Below are 19138 nucleotides of genomic sequence, written 5' to 3' on the forward strand. Positions count from 1 at the left end.
CAATTATTCAATTCCTAAAAAAACCTTCATATCTTCGATCTGTCTCCTGGCATCATCACGCCCCAGCTCATAAACTTCTTTAATCTTCTTCGGGTCTGCCTCCATCCGTCCGATGGTTAAAGGAACGCTTGGCCGGATCACAAAGATTTTTCCTTCTTCTTCCCATTTTTCGATTTCATCCAGTGTATGATTATACACACTTGGACGTCTGTATACAGCTTTTACAAATTCCGGATATTTTCTGTATACAAGTTTTGTCAGACCAGTACCTTCTATTTCTTTCCGGTAGCCTTTATGACGGGTCAGAACTACAACATCCTTTGTATATCCCATTTTCGCAAAAGCCTTAACCGGGATACTGTCTGTACAGCCGCCATCCAACAGCTTCAATCCTGCTGTCTTTACGATCTTAGACACAAGGGGTAAGGAAGCGGAAGCTCTCATCCGGTCGATCTGCTCCTTCATATCTGTAATAGGAAGATACTCTGCCTTTCCAGTCTCCACATTGCTGCAGCCTACATAAAATTTTGTAGGGCTTTTCTTAAATGCCTCATAATCATATGGATCCAGCTTTTCAGGCAGTGTGTGATAGCAGAATTTCTCTCCTGCAATGTTACCAGTTAAAAGAAGGCTGCGAAAGCTCATAAACTGCCAGTTGCGGCAATACTTCATGTAATACCGGATACTTCTGCCTTTCTGTCCGGATACAAAGGAACATCCATGGATCGCACCTGCGGATACACCGATCACACCATCAAAGGTAATGCCGTTTTCCATAAACACATCCAGAACTCCTGCTGTATAAATACCTCTCATGCCGCCGCCTTCAAGCACCAGCCCTGTCTTTTTTTCTCTCATGCTTCATTCTTCCGGCTCTGAAACCGGCTCCTCTTCCTGCTTTGTCTCTTCTTCTGTCGTATTTTCAGTCATTTCACCTGACTCTTCCACCAAGTCTTCTTTCTGGTCTTTTACCGGCTCTTCTGCAGCCTCTTCCGGGACAAAATCATCCTCAGTTACAACATCTGCATTATCTTTCTCTGCTGTCTCCTCTTCCTGATGAAGAGCTGCTCCACATTTGCTGCAGAAAGCGTCCCCTTTTCTTACCAGTGCATTACAGCAGGGGCATTTTTCTGTATTATCCAGCTGTTTTAACTTTTCTTCCAGTTCTGCAATGTGCTCCATTGCGTTTTCGATCTCAGGGAAGAACATTTTGTACTCATCCTCAGACTCGTCTCTGTGATTTTTAAAATACACAGCACCAATAGCTGCATACAGCTCATTGATCTTCTGTTTTTCTCCGCGGATCTCAGCTTTTAACTGAAAGATCTCAGCTGTATCTTTCGCCTTTTTTGCAGCTTCTTTTCCGTAACCTGCAAGATTTTTACTGATCTGATCTAAAAATGCCATATGGATCATCCTCCTTATGTTTGATGCACTTACCAGTGTCCTGTACATATCATGTACTTATCCTCATATTATAGGCTTTTTCTTATAAAAATGTCAACGTCCAGACCATGCTTGTGAACCCATTGCTGCTATGGTAAAATGATATTAAAATAAAATTTAAAACAAATTTTGGAAAACATTATCTACAGGAGGAGAAACATGGCAGACTATATCATGGCACTGGATGCGGGGACTACCAGCAGCCGCTGTATCCTGTTTAATAAAAAAGGGGAGATCTGCAGCCTTGCCCAGAAAGAATTTACCCAGTATTTTCCAAAACCCGGCTGGGTGGAACATGATGCAAATGAGATCTGGTCCACCCAGTTAGGCGTTGCTGTGGAAGCAATGTCAAAAATCAGCGCGTCAGCAGCAGACATTGCCGCCATCGGCATTACCAATCAGCGAGAGACCACGATCGTATGGGACAGGCATACAGGAGAACCCATATTCCACGCGATTGTATGGCAGTGCCGCAGGACCTCTGATTATTGTGACTCTCTGAAAGCCAAAGGCCTTACAGATACTTTCCGCCAAAAAACCGGCCTTGTGATCGATGCCTATTTTTCCGGCACCAAGTTAAAATGGATCCTGGATCATGTAGAAGGCGCCAGAGAACGGGCCCAAAAAGGGGAACTTCTCTTTGGAACGGTGGAAACATGGCTGATCTGGAAGCTGACAAAGGGCCGTATCCATGTGACCGACTATTCCAATGCCTCCCGCACCATGCTTTTTAATATCAACTCTCTGCAGTGGGATGAGGACATCTTAAAAGAATTAAATATCCCAAAATGTATGCTGCCAAAAGTTATGCCATCCAGCTGCGTTTACGGAGAAACAGACTCCCAGTTCTTTGGTGGTCCCATCCCGATCAGTGGTGCAGCCGGGGACCAGCAGGCCGCCTTATTCGGCCAGACCTGTTTTGAAGCGGGGGATGTGAAAAATACCTATGGCACCGGCTGCTTTATGCTGATGAATACAGGAAATGCACCTGTCTTTTCCAAAAATGGCCTGGTAACCACCATTGCCTGGGGCATGGACGGCAAAGTAACCTATGCCCTGGAAGGTTCTATTTTTGTTGCCGGAGCTGCCATCCAGTGGCTCCGTGACGAAATGCGCCTTATCGACTCTGCTGCTGACTCCGAATACATGGCAACCAAAGTTCCTGATACGAACGGCTGCTATGTAGTTCCCGCCTTTACCGGTCTGGGCGCGCCTCACTGGGATCAGTATGCCAGGGGAACCATCACCGGCATCACCAGAGGTGTAAATAAATACCACATCATCCGTGCCACCTTGGATTCCCTTTGCTACCAGACCAATGACGTTTTAAAGGCCATGAAAGCAGACTCCGGCATAGATCTGACCTCCTTAAAAGTAGACGGAGGTGCCAGTGCCAACAACTATCTCATGCAGACCCAGTCCGATATCTTAAATCTTACTGTAAAACGCCCCAAATGCGTGGAAACCACAGCTATGGGCGCTGCTTATCTTGCGGGACTGGCTGTGGGATACTGGAAAGATAAAGAAGAAGTTGTAAAAAACTGGGAAATTGATAAAACATTTACCCCGGACATCCCGGACGAAAAACGGGAAGAAATGATATCCGGCTGGGACCGTGCTGTAAAATGCTCCTACGGCTGGGCCAGATAACACAAAATCTTAACAGACACATGACAACAAAAAATGGCAGATATGAGAGTTCAAATCCCATATCCGCCATTTTTTATTTCATATCTTAATCCAAAACCCTTTTTATTCCTGAACCAGCTTATGCAAGCTTACCTTCCTTGCTGTGCTTTACTTCAGCTTTCTTATTAAACAGTTCCTTACCAGATGTGTATACAATGATCACACCAAGGACCATTAACAGGATGGCAATGATCAGCTGCAGTCCCTCTACCATAAATACAGCAGTTCCTGCGCCAAATGCATTTACCAGGGCAATGGTTCTTTCAACCAGTGCAGTAAAGGTTACGCAGAGCATGATGATCAGTGGTGGGAACAGAGTCTTGTTCTCTCTTCCGGTTACTTTTAAGAATACGCACAGAGTGATCAGAACCAGTGCGCTTAACAGCTGGTTTGCGCTTCCGAACAGAGGCCAGATGTTGGAATATCCAATCTTTGTTAAGATAAAGCCACATGCCAGAGTGATAACAGTTGAGAAATACTTGTTGCAGAATAACTTTCTCCAGCCTTCTGCATGTTCCATATCATCTACACTGAACAGTTCCTGGAAAGACATACGTCCGATACGTGCTACAGAGTCAAGGCTTGTAAGAGCCAGAGCAGATACACACATGGTCATAAAGCACTGTGCTACATAAACCGGGATACCAAACATTTCCAGGAAACCTGCAACACCTGCAGAGAAGATCTGGAATGGGGTTCCTGTTGCAGCAGTTCCGTCAGCAGCTGCAGCAGCACCTGCTACGCAGAGAGCCAGAACAGCTAATAAGCTTTCCAGTACCATTGCACCGTATCCAACTTTTAACATATCCTTTTCATTGGAAACGGTCTTGGAAGAGGTACCGGAGGAAACCAGGCTGTGGAAACCGGAAACAGCACCACATGCAACAGTTACAAACAGGATTGGGAACATATCTCCCATTTTTGCATTCTTAAATCCAGTATAAACCGGAAGGTTCATGGTTGGATGAGCTACTAACAGACCTACAACAGCACCGATGATCATTCCTGCAAACATGAAAGTTGTCATGTAATCACGAGGCTGCATTAAAAGCCACATTGGCATTACAGCTGCCATAAAGATATAAGCAAAGGTCAGATAAGACCAGGTATCTTTTCCGGCTACTAACGGGAAAGCCATACCGATTGCCAGTGCTGCAACGGTGCAGGCAAGTCCGGCAACTGTTTCTTTCCAACCTGTAAGATGTAAATGCTTCTGCATTACGCCAAATACCATTGCAAATACGATGAACAGCAGGGAAATGGAACCGGCTGCGCCGTTTGTCTGTGCTGCTGCGGACAGTTCTGTTACACCGTCCTTTACGGTATACGCGTTAAATGTACCTGCTACCATGTCGGCAAATGCTGCGATAACGATCAGTGTAAACAGCCAGCAGAATAATAAGAACAGCTTACGTCCGGTCTTTCCGATGTACTTTTCGATCAGAAGTCCCATGGACTTTCCTTCGTTCTTAACACTGGCATACAGAGCACCAAAGTCTGTAACAGCGCCGAAGAAGATACCACCGATGATGACCCATAACAGAACTGGAAGCCAGCCAAATGCTGCTGCCTGGATGGCACCGGTTACAGGGCCTGCGCCTGCGATGGATGAAAACTGATGTGCGAAAACGGTCCAGCCGTCTGTAGGAACGTAGTCCTGTCCGTCTTCCATAGCAACTGCCGGTGTCTTGGCCTTAGGATCAATGCCCCATTTATTAGCCAGCCAGCGGCCATATAATGTGTAGCCTGCAAAGAGGCATACAGCTGCGATCAAAACAATTACAAGTGTATTCATAATCTTTACTCTCCTCTCATGTAATCTGTGATCTATTGTCTGTTGTTAATTCAATGTAAAACATCCAACTGCCATTTTCTATAAGCGGATCGTCACCAATTGAAAGTCAGTTGTTCCGTGCCTACGGCACTCTCACAACTGCCGCTTGGCGATACTTTCACAGTAAAAAAAGAACCCCATCTTCCCGAATACCCCAAATGGATACTCACCAAGAAGACGAAGTTCCAAACTCCGCGTTACCACTTCTTATTGCCGGTTTGCACCGACCACTCTGTCCTATCCTCCGACTCTCTGTCCGGACGAATACGCTCCCTTTTAACGGCGGGACCCCGGTCTGTCTTACTTACAGTTTCCTGTTTTCATACAGACTGCTTGCAGGTGATATCTTTTCTGTCGCGCTGCTTTCTCTCACCAACCGAAAGCTCTCTGCCATGCGTAGATACTCAGAAAAGCATTGTCCTGTTCTTCGCATTTGAATGTCTAACTCTTGAATAGTTGTCATTATAGTCCTTTTTTTCCATTTGTCAATTCCCTCTTTTTATATTTTCTTTATAATTTCTATATCTAATTTTTATAAAATATATTCCTGCAGGTTCTAATATCCTATCAAAAGCCTATGTTTTTAAGTTTTCACTGCGAATTTAACTAGGAATTTTCTTCTATATGAATTATAATAACTACAGATTTTTTAAGTGGATTTTCCCAAAAATTTTCAATGAAAACTTAAAGAGAGGATTTAAACCATTATGAAAGACTTACGTAAGCAGACACACAAAAAAATGGCCCATGGATCCGGTCACCCCATAGCAACCTGTTTTGGTATCCTGGGCTGGCTTTTCCATGGCATACTGTCTGTGATCACAGCCGGTCTTATCATCATGGCGATCGTTGGCCTTCTGATCTATGCAAAGGTAAAACCGGAATTAGACCAGTGCCGTGAGATCGCCTATGACAAACTGGCACAGATGGAACGGTCCGATTTTTCCATGCTCTCTGATACCGTTGTCTATGACAAGGCCGGAAAGCAGATCGGACTTATTAACGCAGGTCATTATCAGTATGTAGATATAAGTAAGATAAGCATGAACCTGCAAAACGGCTACATTGCCCAGGAGGACCGTCGTTTCAAGAGTCACGGCGGCGTAGACTGGATTGCCACCTTCCGGGCCGGTCTGGCTCTTGTCAAACACGGCGGCCATGTGACCCAGGGCGGCAGCACTATTACCCAGCAGGTGATCAAAAATACATATCTCACCCAGGAACGTACCTTTACAAGGAAGATCGTGGAGATTCTTCTTGCTCCTGAGATCGAGAAAAAATACTCCAAAGCTGACATTATGGAGTTTTACTGCAATACCAATTTCTACGGTCATCAGTGCTATGGCGTAGAAGCTGCCAGCCTGTATTATTTTGGAAAACACGCAAGCGATCTTGCCCCGGAAGAAGCGGCGATCCTCATCGGTATCAGCAACAGCCCTTCTGCCTATGACCCGGTAGCTCATCCGGACGCTTCCAAAGAAAAGCGTAATGATGTCCTTAACAGTATGAAAGAAGTAGGCTATCTCTCCCCAGAAGATTACGAAAAAGCAGTAAACTCCCCACTTAAGATCGTACAGCAGGAGTCTGAGGGAACGGATGAAAATTATCAGAGCAGCTATGCCATCCACTGCGCAGCCCTGGAATTAATGAAGAAAGACAACTTCCAGTTCCAGTACATTTTTAAAGATAAAGAAGATTATACCCAGTACATGGACCGGTATACAGCCGCTTATTCTGAAAAATCAGACCTGATCCGAAGCGGTGGCTTTAAGCTCTATACTTCCATAGACAGTACCATCCAGAGCCAGCTCCAGGCGCAGATTGACCAGTCTCTTTCCGGCTTTACAGAGCTGCAGGAAAATGGAAAATATGCTCTTCAGGGAGCCGGTGTCATCGTTGATAATAAGACCAACTATGTAGTTGCTATTGTAGGCGGCCGCGGCACAGAAGACAAATTTAACAGAGCTTATTTAAGTGCCAGACAGCCGGGAAGTACCATTAAGCCGCTCATCGACTATGGTCCGGCTTTTGATACCGGTGAATATTACCCTACACGCATGGTAGATGACCACAAATGGACCGACGGACCTTCCAACAGCGGCGGACGTTATTTTGGAAATGTAACAGTCCGTGAAGCTTTAAACCGAAGCTTAAACACCGTTGCATGGCAGATCTTAGAGGACATTGGCATTGATTATGGTCTGGATTACTTAGGAGAAATGCAGTTCCAGAAACTGACTTATGTGGATAATAATGTTCCTTCCTTAAGTATCGGCGGTTTTACCAACGGCGTCCGGGTCGTGGATATGGCAAAAGGCTACAGCACCCTTGCAAACGGCGGTGTATACAATGACCGTACCTGCATTATTAAGATCGAACATGAACATGACGGGGAACTGACCAAAGATTTAAAACCATCTGCCCATCAGGTGTACAGAGATGACTCTGCCTTTATGCTTACAGATGTTTTAAAAGGCACATTTACTGCAGCCTACGGCACTGGCCAGGGACTTGGACTGGACAATGATATGCCTGCAGCCGGAAAGACCGGTACTACCAACAGCAGTAAGGATACCTGGTTCTGCGGCTATACACGTTATTACACTACTGCGATCTGGGTAGGTTATGATATACCAAGAAATATGCCTGGTATCTATGGTGCCACCTATGCAGGAAGGATCTGGAAATCCGTTATGGATCAGATCCATGAGGGCTTAGAACCCTGGGATTGGATACAGCCGGAAACAGTCGAGCGCAAAGTAGACTCCAAGACCGGTATGGAAGATTATTTCAGCACCACTGCCCAGTTCCGCGCAGAACAGAGTCTTCATGAAAAAGAGCAGGAACAGTTAGAGACTACTCTTCAGGCTTCTGTAGATGCCTTTATGGAAAAGGAGATCGGATCTGTAGAAGATACTTATACTGTAAAAGACGAATACAACAGTATTACCTCCAAGCTGCCGCTGTTAGATGACGGCGAACTTCGCGCCAGTCTTTTAGAGAAGGTGGAAAGCCGGTATGACTACTTTAAGGAGATCATTGCCGGTATGAGCGATGAGATCAGCCGGTATGAAGCGGTTCAGGCAGAGGAAAAGAAACAGGCACAGGAACAGGCTGCAAAAGACGCAGAAGCCAAACGTGCCCAGGAAGAAAAGGCAGTAAAGAAACAGACCTTTATGCAGGCCTTAGAGCGGATCGAAAATCTGGAATACCAGGAAACAGATGCCGAAGATCTGGTATCTGATGCTATCGACAAACTTTCCCTTGTTGCAGGTGATGATGAGGAAGCCTCCCTTTCTGCAAGGCTCCAGGCTGCCATCTCCCGTATCACCACTCTTCCAACGGAAAGTGAGTGGAATGCTGCCCAGGCTGAAAAAGAGGCGGAAGAAGCCCAGAAAGAAAGCCAGGCTCAAGTGCAGGTACAATCCCAGCAGCGTCAGCTGCGCTCCGCTTTAAGTAAGGAACAGTATAAGTGGAACAATGCAGAAATCTATGGACCAGGAGGCAGAGGCGATGAAAACTAAGAAAATACTGTGGCCTTGGGCAGAACGCCAGATAAAAGGTAAAAAGAAGACTTCTGGACAGCCTGTCTTCGGGTCTGCAAATATGGTACAGGACAACACAGGGAATGAAGTTTTTGACAATACAGAAATCCCCTATGACTCCCGTCCCATTGAGATCAGTGAATGGTTCCACACCTTCATGTGCATGAACATTCCCATTTACGGCTGGTTCTACCTGAAAAAACTGGCCCGCCAGCCAGAACACAACAAAATGCAGGACTTTGCAAGAGCTTATCTTTACTATAAAATGGTCTTTCTTGCCGTGTCACTGGTGATCGTGATCCTGCTTCTGATCGTGGGAATTATTGGGATCAATAAATTATTTGCGTATATGGAATTGCTATAGTGTTATAGGATTTAAAAAAATAAGGGCTGCCGTTTAATCATCCAAAATAGATGATCAAGCGGCAGCCCCTATCTGTATTTTTTCCTCATAGATGGGAAACTTATTACTTTACTTTCCTTCCAGTTGCGCGATCCGCGCTTTCAGCTGACGGATCTCTTCATCCTTCTCACTTAACAGCCGGTCTCTTTCTTCCAGTTTGCGCTTCTGCTCATCGATGAACATCTGGATCATCTTCTGGTCCATCATGCCCTCGATGATATTTCTAAGTTCATCAACGGTCTCACCGGCATTTTTTCCTTCTTCATCGATGACGATATCCGCATATTTCTCATAATAAGGAACTCGCTCATTGTACAGGTCACGTAAGGTAAAGCCCGGTTTTAAAGCAACACCACGGTCTACTACGTTTCCGATACGCTTTTCCATTTCCTCATAACTCATTTTCAGGTAAACGATCTCACTGATCTCCTTTAAATGAGCCATCGCTTCTTCCCCGTAAATAACGCTGCCGCCAGGAGCGATCACAGACATTTTCGCTTCCAGACCTGCATTAATGCGGTTCTCTACTTCCAGAAAGCCGTCCATGCCCTCGTCAGCGATAATTTCCTTTAACAGTCTTCCTTCTTTTTCCTGGATCACAATGTCCACATCAATAAAAGAAAATCCCAGTCTCTTTGCAAGAAGCACACCTACGGTACTTTTACCGGATGAAGGCATGCCGATCATAGTAATATTCGGCTTCATTTTTTCGTTTCCTCCTTATGAGCAATGGCGCGAACTAACGTTTTTTCTTCTTTTTGGCAGGTTTGCGTACAGAATATCCGAAACTTCCAAGCTTCTTACCCAGTTCAAAATATTCTCCGTGGGAATAAGCAGTCAGTCCGGAAGCATTCAGGTTAAACTTGCCGCGGTCATCCATATACTGATTGTCAATGGTCACACCTACAACCTTTGCCAGGAACATATCATGGCTTCCCAGCTCTTTTACCTCTGTTACCTTGCACTCAATATTTACAGGGCTTTCCTCAATACCAGGTGCTTTTACATAACGGGATGCCTGAGGCGTCAGACGGGTCTCGGCAAATTTATCCACATCACGGCCGGATTTTACGCCACAGTAGTCGGTAGCCCGAACCAATCTCTTATTTACCAGATTGATGACAAATTCCCCTGTCTCTTTGATGATATCATGGGAATAACGCTCTTTCCGCACAGAAATAGAAACCATAGCCGGGTCAGAGCAGATGGTTCCGGCCCAGGCAACGGTAATGATATTCGGTTTTTCCCCTTCTCTTCCACAGCTTACCATAACAGCGGGAACGGGATACAGCATGTTTCCCGGCTTCCAGTATTCTTTACTCATTTTTTCTATCCTTTCTTGATCTGATCCCTATTCCTGCTCTGCTAACATCAGTTCCGGGATCAGCTGCTTCTTTCTGGAAACAACTCCCGGCAGACGCAGTACCGGCTCCTTTAAGCCTTCCTCTTCTAACAGTTCAATATCCTGGTGGAATGCCTTTCCTGCCAGCTGCAGGGCTCCCTGTCCTTCACAGATCAGTTCGGTTGTCTCTGTCAATATATTCGTCAGCATAAAGAATATCATATTCAGGCCATTGTTTTCCAGTGCTTTTTCCATAAATGCTTCCATACGACCCTTTAACTTATCCAGTTCCCCACCATTTAAGGAAGTAATCTGTCCAACACCAATGGTCACCTTGCCGGAAGTAAAGCGCTTGAAATCCTGATAGAAGATCTCTTCGTCACTCTTATCCTTTAAATTGCTTCCTGCACTGAACATTTCCATTGCATATTTTTCAATATCAATGCCTGCAATATCAGCCAGCGCTCTTGCTGCCATCTCATCCACCGGAGTACAGGTTGGAGAACGGAACAGCAATGTATCAGATACAATGGCACTGCATAACAGTCCCGCAATCTTCGGCTCTACTTTAATACCGGCCTCCTGATACATCTGATAGATAATGGTAGCAGTACAGCCTAAAGGCTGGTTGCGGAAAAATACCGGTGACATAGTCTGGATGGTTCCCAGACGGTGATGATCGATGATCTCCAGGATCTCAGCATTTTCAATACCAGCCACTGCCTGATTCTTCTCATTGTGGTCTACTAAAATAACCTGTTTTCCTTTTGCGCCAAGTAAGTTTCTGCGGGAGATCATCCCCAGATAATAGCCATCCTTGTCAAGGATCGGGAAATCACGGTGACGTTTACTTGCCATCACTTCACGGATCTCATCAATATAATCATCACTGTTAAATGTGATCAGATGCTCTCTTGTCATAAAGTAGCTGATCGGCATGCTCTGGTTGATGAGACGGGCTGCTGTATAAGTATCATAAGTAGTTGCAATGATCGTACAGCCTCTTTCCTGGGCGATCTTTTTAATGGTCATGGAAACAGCTGCGCCTTCGCACACGATAATGCAGTCCGCTCCCATTTCAATGGCACAAAGCTGGGACTCATAACGGTTTCCTAAAATAACCAGGTCATGTGGTTCAATGTAAAATTCCATCAGATCCGGGTTTGCAGCTGCGATCAGTACTTTTCCCTGGTCGAAATAAGCTTCTGCGCTTCCGATGATCAGTTCTGCTTCCAGTGTCTCAATAATATTAGAATACTGTGTATTTGCCTTTGACAGAATGCTGCTGTCATAAATATTCATGTAGGTCTTGGTGATGTCTCCTACTGTGATCAGGCCTTCCAGTGTACCATCTTCCCTTACAGAAGGAATGGTCACAACATTATTCTCCTGCATGATATTCCATGCTCTCTTTAATGAAATATTGTCTGCCACACCTTTGGTCTTGCGGATCTCAATATCTCTTACCTGGGTACGCACATCTTCCACAAGCTGCGGTTCCTCTGCCCCAAAGTAATCCAGTACAAACTGTGTCTCTCCATTTACATGTCCGGCTCTTGCAGGCATATATTCTTCCCCAGTAACTGCCTGCTTCAGATTTGCATAACAAATGGCGGAACAGATCGAGTCCGTATCCGGATTTCTATGTCCGATCACCATGGTTTTTCTGTTTAATTCCTGTTCCATTTCTCCCTCCCTGAGATGCTTATCGCGCTCATTCTTTTGTCTTTTGATTTACACATATTGTTTCTTTTTCCTGTACAATGTTTTATAATCTGTTTACAATATGTTCACATTTCGTTCACATTTATTTTTTATACTATTTTCATAAGAAAGAGGTAATAAAAAAACAGGTTATTAGTCAAATTGCACATAGATTTTTCATAATTGCCCCGGTTGGAAACGACCGGGGTCTCCTCATTTTACGAAGTTTTTCGTTAGTCAAGTATAGCAGACCGCCATTTTTTTTTCAAGTATTCCCATGTATACAGTGAAGTGCAAAAATGCTGCAGGATCCGATGTCCCTGCAGCATTTTGTGTTACAGTTCAGCCATGCGCTGGTTTGAATGAGAAAATGTGTTGCAAGCTTGCTTGCATAAGCGCTTTCTTGTTCAAATCAGCATATGGTGGAACCATCAGGCTTCTTGTTTTCATGAATATGGAAACAAGAAGATGTTATGTCTGAACTGTAACCATTTTTATATCTATGTTTGTTTCCTCTATTCACTTCTATCTCTGATACTGGATCTTCCAACTTGCATACGGAAGGCTTAAACCTGTGGCCGCGCTCTTTTTCTCACCATTTTCATCTAAAGTAAATACTTTTCCATTTTCAATAGTGTATGCAGCATTTCCATCAGAAGAATACTTCTTTTCCTCTGTCTGCACCTTTCCTGCCTCATTTACCAGGTAAACCTGACCGGAAACCTTAAAAGGCTCATAGGAGCTGCCCTCTTTGGCACTGACTAAAAGGCCATTATAATACAAAAATCCATCCTTCACGCCGTTAATGCCGCAACCCTTTTCAGAGCCGGAAGTACCGGAACAGAAAGTGTAAACCTTGTCTCTCTTATCAACTACATTGGTATTGCGTCCAATACTCAGGGCGCCGCCTGCTTCCGGATCAAAGTAAGCGGTCTCTGTCTTACCGCCGGAAGTAAATTTGATCATTCCGGACTGGCAGACACCGTAAGAGTCAAAGAAATAATATCTTCCGTCTAATTTTACAGCCCCGTCTTTTAATCCTGTTGCATCCGCAGATAAAAACAGGGGAGTTCCATCATTTTCCAGATAGAACCATCGGGATCCGTCTTTCTTCATAAGAGCTGTCTCGTCTGTGTTGTTCTTTCTCACTGCCTGGGTATTAAGAGCTGTACTCCATGCCTTTGTATCCCATGGCTTTTCAGTTGTCTCAAACCACTGGCCCTTTAACATGCCTTTTTCTTTTCCGCCCAGATATACAAAACGGCTGATGCCTGTCCCGTCTCCCGGCTCTGCCTTTTCCTTTACACACTGCCAGCCGGTAAGCATAACACCATTTTCGTCAAAATAATATTTCTTTCCATCAATGGTTGTTTCCTTTGGAGCACCATTTTCACCTTTTCTGGCTTTGCCGTTGGACTGGAAATAATACCATCTTCCATTTTCAGACTCCCCGGAAAGATCCTTTGAAACACTTCCCTCTGCCGGACGTTTCTTTCCATCACTTTCCAGAAAATACCAGCCACTTCTGGTATAACCTTCCGAACCATTTCCCAGATAATAAATATCTCCGTTCTCATAATGCCAGCCGGTACGCATCCGTCCATCGCTGTCAAAACAATACTTGCCTTTTCCTATGGTCTTCCAGTCATTCTTCTCCACTTTTCCATTCCGGTTCAGATAATACCAGCCGGATTTCATGGATCCATCATTTTCATCCACATAGATCCAGGCATCCTTTGTCATACTGCCATCTTCTCCGGCATAGTAAGTACCGTCAACCCATACATTCTTCGCCAGATCTCCGTTTTCATCCAGATAATAGGAAACTCCCTGGGAAGTTTTCCACTGATTTTTTACATAAGAGCCATTGCTGTCCACATAATGGGCCGCACCGTCCTCATTGACCCAGCCTTTTTCTGCTGCCATAACAGAAATGGGAACCGCTGCGGTGATCATCGTTCCCACAGCCAATGCCCTGATCCAGTTTTTCATCCAACGTTTCTGATCTCTCATATCTACCCCTCCTGAAAATCGGATATAGTTCTATCCTTCGGATGATTATATTTTATCAGATAATTAATGCAAATACATGAATTAATTTTGAATATTTACATAACAATTCCTTAAACATATTACATATTTATGTCTGACACTGTTTCCGGAAGGCGTCCGTACAATTTTGCCATTCTCCGGCACTGTTTCAAAACATCCCCGGTTATTTCTCCCGGTAGCAGTCTCCATTTCCAGTTTTTTCCAAGTGTGGAAGGCTCATTGATCCGGGCCTCTGCCCCAAGTCCCAGATAATCCTGAACCGGTATCACTGCCAGCTTTGCCGGACTTGCCATAGCCAGGCGGATGAACTCCCAGTGCATCTCCTTCTTTGGTGTATGGCGACAGCCCATGTATTCCCTTGCAAAGGACTTATTTCTACGGTTCATGTTCTCATACCAGCCCACCAGTGTCTCATTATCATGGGTTCCTGTATACACAATACAGTTTTCCTGGTATTTATGAGGCAGGTAATCGCTGTTTTCTGAATCATCAAAGGCAAATTCCAGTACCTTCATTCCCGGGAAGCCGCTTTCTTTTAACATCTCATGGACTTCCGGTGTCAGAAATCCCAGATCTTCCGCAATGATCGGCAGTTCTTCTTTTTTCAGACTCTTTTTCAACCGGGCAAACAGATCCAGTCCCGGTCCCTTTTCCCAATGTCCAAACTCAGCGGTAGGATCTCCATAAGGAATGGAATAATAAGCCTCAAAACCTCTGAAATGATCCACACGCACCACATCATACAGCTTCAGGCTGTATTCCATACGCTTGATCCACCAGCTGTAATGATCTTTCTTATGATATCCCCAGTCATACAACGGATTTCCCCAAAGCTGGCCTGTTGCTGAAAATGCATCCGGTGGGCAGCCGGCCACTGCCTTTGGCAGACATTCCTCATCAAACTGGAACAACTCCGGATGAGCCCAGCTGTCAGCCCCGTCAAAAGCTACATAGATGGGGATATCCCCGATAATACGGATACCATTTTCATTGGCATAAGCCTTTAAGCGGCTCCACTGCTCATTAAATTCAATCTGCTGGAATTCATAAAATCCGATCTCATCTGCCAGCATTTTTTTATATTTCTCTACTGCCGCAGGCTTACGCAGGCGGATATCTTTATCCCATTTGTTCCAACTGGCACTTTTAAAATGATCTTTTACTGCCATATAAAAGCAGTATTCTATGGTTTCAGGATCCAGCTTAGACTTAAGGAACTGATGATGGTCTTTTTTCCACCGTTCATAAGCTTTTTTCAGGACCTTAAACCGCGCTTTGTATATTTTATCGTAAGCAATATACCGGTCATCATCACCAAAATCAGCCTCTTCACACTCATCTTCTGTAAGAAGACCTTCTCCGACCAGCTGCTCCAGATCAATAAAATAAGGATTTCCAGCAAATGCAGAAAACGCCTGATAAGGCGAATCCCCAAAACCCGTAGGGCCCAATGGAAGGATCTGCCAGAAGCTCTGTCCGCCTTCCTTTAACTGATCTACAAATTCATAAGCTTCTTTTGAAAAACAGCCAATGCCATACTTAGATGGCAGACTGGCGATTGGAAGAAGCATGCCGCATTCTCTCATATTATTTATCCCCTTTTGCTTAAAAGTACATGTACCCGTAAAATCTTTCCTGTACTTGCCTTTTATTTATACTTATACCTTAGTGTAGCACATTTCCCCTTCTCCTACAACAAAGGCGAAGACTCTCCTGACACCCCTGCTGCAGCTTCCTGATCTTCCCGGTACTGCCTGGGCGTCACACCAAACTTCCGGCGAAACAACCGGTTAAAATAAGACAAATTTTCAAACCCGCATTTTAATGCGATCTGGGTCACATTTTCCTCTGTCATTTTCAGATATTCCCCGGCTCTTGTCAGCCGGTAATCATTGAGATACTGGATAAATGGCATCCCCGCATACTGCTTAAAATACTTCATAAAGTGGGACTCACTGTAAAAGCACAGCTCTGCCGCCTGCCTGATCGTAATCTCTTCCCCAAAATGTTCCCGGATGTACTCCAGTATCCCCTTGATTTTCTCTCTTGCATGTCCCGGCTTCTTCTCTGTAAACAAGATGCCTCTGCCATAAGCATAATACAAAAACAAAAATAACTGACCCTTGACCGCCAGCTGATACCCATTACCACGTATCTCCGAAAAACGGTCCAGCTCCTGTATCACCTTTCCAAACACTTCATGATCCGGCTGATTTCTTTGTATCAGGACCGGATTTTTCGCCTGCCCTTCCTGAAGCGGTTTCAAAAAATGTACGGTACAGCCGTCTCCATTATCCCCCATCAGCATAGAAAGGCGGAAAATGATATTTTCGTACTCCATTCTCTCACCATTCCCACAGGAGATCGCATGAAGTTGTCCCGGAAAAACAGCCAGAATGTCTCCTTCCTCCACAGGATAAGACACTGTATCCACTGTGATCCGCCCCTTTCCCTTCTTCACAGCAATAATTTCCATTTCTTCATGCCAGTGAAGAGCCACATGGGAGAAATCTACCGGGATCGAGCAGGGATAAATATTAAACGGAAATTCTCTTTTTCCATGTTCCTTTATTTCATGGTACCCCCGGTTCATTTTTCTCTCCTCCTTCCGTTATCCTGTATTTTTTTATTTATTTTCCATTTCTTTATCATGTTTCTATATTTTTTACATTTTTGATAGTATTGTACTATAATATACTGGCATTCTACAAGACGGAAAAAGATTTATTTTCTATAATAAACACATAAAAACACAGAAAATGAAACGGGCCAGATATTGGCATATCACCACAGAAAGGAAATGGATTTCATGGTTGAACATACAATGACAAAAGAAACATTAGAAAACAGACTAACTGCCCTTTGCGGCAAAGAGATCTCTGCCTGCTCTGAAAAAGAGCTTTATACCGGACTTTTATCTCTGGTCCAGGAAATGGCAAAGGACAAAGAGTCCAATCAGGGAAAGAAAAAACTGTATTATATCTCCGCTGAGTTTCTGATCGGCAAACTGCTTTCCAATAACATGATCAATCTTGGGATCTATGATACAGTAAAGAACCTTCTGGAAGAAAATGGAAAATCCTTAAGTGCAGTAGAAGAAACAGAACCAGAGCCATCTCTTGGAAACGGCGGTCTGGGACGTCTGGCTGCCTGCTTCTTAGACTCCATTGCTACTCTGGGCTTAAACGGTGACGGAGTTGGTTTAAATTACCATTTCGGTCTTTTCAAACAGCTGTTTAAAGACAACAAACAGGCAGAAGAACCAAATCCTTGGATCGAGAATACTTCCTGGCTGACAAAAACAGATGTAACCTATAAAATTCCATACAAAAACTTCACCCTTACATCCCGTATGTACGATATTGAAGTTACCGGCTACAACAACCGCACCAATAAGCTCCACCTGTTTGATATGGAAACTGTAGATGAAAGCATTGTAGAGGACGGCATTTCCTTTGATAAGACCGACATTGCAAAGAACCTGACTCTCTTCCTCTATCCAGACGACAGCGACAAAGAAGGACGCATCCTGCGTATCTACCAGCAGTATTTCATGGTAAGCAATGCCGCAAGACTGATTTTAGACGAAGCCATTACCAAAGGTTCTACCCTTTATGACCTGGCTGACTATGCCGTGATCCAGATCAACGACACCCATCCAACTATGGTCATCCCGGAACTGATCCGCCTGCTGACTACTGAGCACGGTATGGAAATGGACGATGCCATTGAGATCGTAAGCCACTGCTGCGCATACACCAACCATACGATACTGGCAGAAGCACTGGAAAAGTGGCCGGTAGAATTCTTCAAAGAGGCAGTTCCACAGCTTCTTCCTATTATGGAAGTTTTAGATGATAAGGTACGCCGCAAATTCGATGATCCATCTGTATATATTATCGATAAAAACGACCTGGTACACATGGCCCACATTGATATCCACTATGGTTTCAGCGTAAACGGTGTTGCAGCTCTTCATACCGATATTTTAAAAGAGACAGAATTAAACAACTTCTACAAGCTTTATCCTAAGAAGTTCAATAACAAGACCAATGGTATTACCTTCCGCCGCTGGTTGCTGCACAGCAATCCGGAACTGACTGATTTCATCACCGGTTTTATTGGGGACGGATTTAAAAAAGATGCAGAAGAATTAAAGAAATTAGATACACCAGTTATCACCAAAAATTTAAAACAGCTTTACCGCCTGTTAGACATTAAGGCACAGAAAAAAGCAGAGCTGGCTAAATATCTGGAAGAGACCCAGGGCATTACTATCAACCCGGACTCCATTTTCGATATCCAGATCAAACGTCTCCATGAGTACAAGAGACAGCAGATGAACGCCCTGTATCTCATCCACAAATATTTAGAGATCAAAAAAGGCAAAAAGCCAACTACACCGATCACTGCCATCTTCGGGGCAAAGGCAGCACCTGCCTACATCATTGCCAAGGACATTATCCATATGATCCTCTGCCTGCAGCAGATCATTGACAAAGATCCTGAGGTAAAACCATACTTAAATGTAGTTATGGTAAACAATTACAATGTCACTCTGGCAGAAAAACTGATCCCGGCCTGCGACATTTCCGAGCAGATCTCCCTTGCTTCCAAAGAAGCCAGCGGAACCGGAAACATGAAATTCATGTTAAATGGTGCCGTAACCCTTGGAACTGATGACGGCGCCAACGTAGAGATCCACGAACTGGTAGGCGATGACAATATCTACATTTTCGGTGATTCCAGCGAAACAGTCATCGAGCGCTACAAGAAAGCCAACTACTGCTCCAAAGACTACTACGATGCAGACCCGGCTATCAAAGAAGCTGTTGATTTCATCATCAGCAAGAAAATGTTAGCCGTAGGCGACAAAGAAAACCTGGAACGTCTGTACAAAGAACTGTTAACCAAAGACTGGTTCATGACCTTCCCAGACTTCAAATCCTACTGCGAAGCAAAAGAAAAGGCCTTCGCCGACTACGAAGACCGCACCTTATGGGCGAGAAAAATGTTAGTCAACATCAGCCAGGCCGGATATTTCTCCTCTGACAGAACGATCGGGGAGTATGACCGGGATATATGGAAATTAAGATGATCCTGGATTTTATGATACCAGGGCC

General features: G+C 44.5%; 12 protein-coding genes, 1 pseudogene and 1 other annotated feature. Of the genes and pseudogenes, 4 read left to right on the plus strand and 9 right to left on the minus strand.

Annotation, left to right across the window (positions count from 1 at the left end; genetic code table 11):
- Positions 1–3: 3 nt before the first annotated feature.
- Both DW251_RS11120 and DW251_RS11125 read right to left on the minus strand, forming a co-directional pair.
- A complete protein-coding gene (locus DW251_RS11120) occupies positions 4–858 on the minus strand; it encodes a patatin family protein (protein WP_118301156.1) in 855 nt (284 codons plus the stop codon).
- Between the two features lie 3 nt (positions 859–861).
- A complete protein-coding gene (locus tag DW251_RS11125) occupies positions 862–1407 on the minus strand; it encodes a zinc ribbon domain-containing protein (RefSeq protein WP_118301158.1) in 546 nt (181 codons plus the stop codon).
- A gap of 198 nt (positions 1408–1605) precedes the next feature.
- On the opposite strand from DW251_RS11125, the gene glpK reads away from it, so the two are divergent.
- The gene (gene glpK / locus DW251_RS11130; protein ID WP_021870255.1) at positions 1606–3096 is read left to right on the plus strand and encodes a glycerol kinase GlpK; all 1491 of its coding nucleotides are present in this window, start codon (positions 1606–1608) and stop codon (positions 3094–3096) included.
- A gap of 118 nt (positions 3097–3214) precedes the next feature.
- Here glpK and DW251_RS11135 read toward each other — a convergent pair whose 3' ends face one another.
- Positions 3215–4930: a carbon starvation CstA family protein gene (locus DW251_RS11135; protein ID WP_118301160.1), complete on the minus strand. Its 1716-nt coding sequence runs from the start codon at positions 4928–4930 to the stop codon at positions 3215–3217.
- A 209-nt stretch (positions 4931–5139) separates the two neighbouring features.
- Positions 5140–5406 (minus strand) — a binding site (T-box leader).
- 270 nt (positions 5407–5676) lie between these two features.
- Here DW251_RS11135 and DW251_RS11140 point away from each other — a divergent pair.
- Both DW251_RS11140 and DW251_RS11145 read left to right on the plus strand, forming a co-directional pair.
- Positions 5677–8493: a transglycosylase domain-containing protein gene (locus DW251_RS11140; RefSeq protein WP_118301162.1), complete on the plus strand. Its 2817-nt coding sequence runs from the start codon at positions 5677–5679 to the stop codon at positions 8491–8493.
- Entirely contained in the window at positions 8483–8878 is a 396-nt protein-coding gene (locus DW251_RS11145) for a hypothetical protein (protein ID WP_021870259.1), read from the plus strand. Before DW251_RS11140 ends, DW251_RS11145 begins: the two co-directional genes overlap by 11 nt.
- Before the next feature lie 249 nt (positions 8879–9127).
- Here the strand turns inward: DW251_RS11145 and DW251_RS11150 are convergent.
- From DW251_RS11150 to DW251_RS11175, 6 genes and pseudogenes are all read right to left on the minus strand, one after another.
- Positions 9128–9622, minus strand: a pseudogene (locus DW251_RS11150) (shikimate kinase); the annotation flags it as partial.
- Positions 9623–9656: 34 nt separating this feature from the next.
- On the minus strand, positions 9657–10241 hold the full coding sequence (locus DW251_RS11155; RefSeq protein ID WP_021870261.1) for a flavin reductase family protein: 585 nt from the start codon (positions 10239–10241) through the stop codon (positions 9657–9659).
- Between the two features lie 27 nt (positions 10242–10268).
- Positions 10269–11945 carry a putative manganese-dependent inorganic diphosphatase gene (locus tag DW251_RS11160; RefSeq protein WP_021870262.1) on the minus strand — a complete coding sequence of 559 codons (1677 nt, stop codon included), beginning with the start codon at positions 11943–11945 and terminating at the stop codon, positions 10269–10271.
- 543 nt (positions 11946–12488) lie between these two features.
- Entirely contained in the window at positions 12489–13976 is a 1488-nt protein-coding gene (locus tag DW251_RS11165; RefSeq protein ID WP_118301164.1) for a cell wall-binding protein, read from the minus strand.
- 119 nt (positions 13977–14095) lie between these two features.
- Complete coding sequence (gene malQ, locus DW251_RS11170) at positions 14096–15601, minus strand: 4-alpha-glucanotransferase (protein WP_118301166.1); 1506 nt, start codon at positions 15599–15601, stop codon at positions 14096–14098.
- 104 nt (positions 15602–15705) lie between these two features.
- The gene (locus DW251_RS11175; RefSeq protein WP_118301168.1) at positions 15706–16608 is read right to left on the minus strand and encodes an AraC family transcriptional regulator; all 903 of its coding nucleotides are present in this window, start codon (positions 16606–16608) and stop codon (positions 15706–15708) included.
- 216 nt (positions 16609–16824) lie between these two features.
- Between DW251_RS11175 and DW251_RS11180 the strand changes: the two genes are divergently transcribed.
- Positions 16825–19113: a glycogen/starch/alpha-glucan phosphorylase gene (locus tag DW251_RS11180; RefSeq protein WP_347474656.1), complete on the plus strand. Its 2289-nt coding sequence runs from the start codon at positions 16825–16827 to the stop codon at positions 19111–19113.
- The last annotated feature ends 25 nt before the right edge of the window (positions 19114–19138 follow it).

This window comes from Clostridium sp. AM22-11AC (genome assembly GCF_003473545.1).
Taxonomy (GTDB): Bacteria; Bacillota; Clostridia; order Lachnospirales; family Lachnospiraceae; genus Enterocloster.

Coding starts and splice junctions, on each gene's coding strand:
- malQ (WP_118301166.1), bottom strand. CDS start 15,601: ATGAGAGAATGCGGCATGCTTCTTCCAATCGCCAGTCTGCCATCTAAG.
- DW251_RS11165 (WP_118301164.1), bottom strand. CDS start 13,976: ATGAGAGATCAGAAACGTTGGATGAAAAACTGGATCAGGGCATTGGCT.
- DW251_RS11135 (WP_118301160.1), bottom strand. CDS start 4,930: ATGAATACACTTGTAATTGTTTTGATCGCAGCTGTATGCCTCTTTGCA.
- DW251_RS11140 (WP_118301162.1), top strand. CDS start 5,677: ATGAAAGACTTACGTAAGCAGACACACAAAAAAATGGCCCATGGATCC.
- DW251_RS11160 (WP_021870262.1), bottom strand. CDS start 11,945: ATGGAACAGGAATTAAACAGAAAAACCATGGTGATCGGACATAGAAAT.
- DW251_RS11175 (WP_118301168.1), bottom strand. CDS start 16,608: ATGAACCGGGGGTACCATGAAATAAAGGAACATGGAAAAAGAGAATTT.
- DW251_RS11120 (WP_118301156.1), bottom strand. CDS start 858: ATGAGAGAAAAAAAGACAGGGCTGGTGCTTGAAGGCGGCGGCATGAGA.
- DW251_RS11125 (WP_118301158.1), bottom strand. CDS start 1,407: ATGGCATTTTTAGATCAGATCAGTAAAAATCTTGCAGGTTACGGAAAA.
- DW251_RS11145 (WP_021870259.1), top strand. CDS start 8,483: ATGAAAACTAAGAAAATACTGTGGCCTTGGGCAGAACGCCAGATAAAA.
- glpK (WP_021870255.1), top strand. CDS start 1,606: ATGGCAGACTATATCATGGCACTGGATGCGGGGACTACCAGCAGCCGC.
- DW251_RS11155 (WP_021870261.1), bottom strand. CDS start 10,241: ATGAGTAAAGAATACTGGAAGCCGGGAAACATGCTGTATCCCGTTCCC.
- DW251_RS11180 (WP_347474656.1), top strand. CDS start 16,825: ATGGTTGAACATACAATGACAAAAGAAACATTAGAAAACAGACTAACT.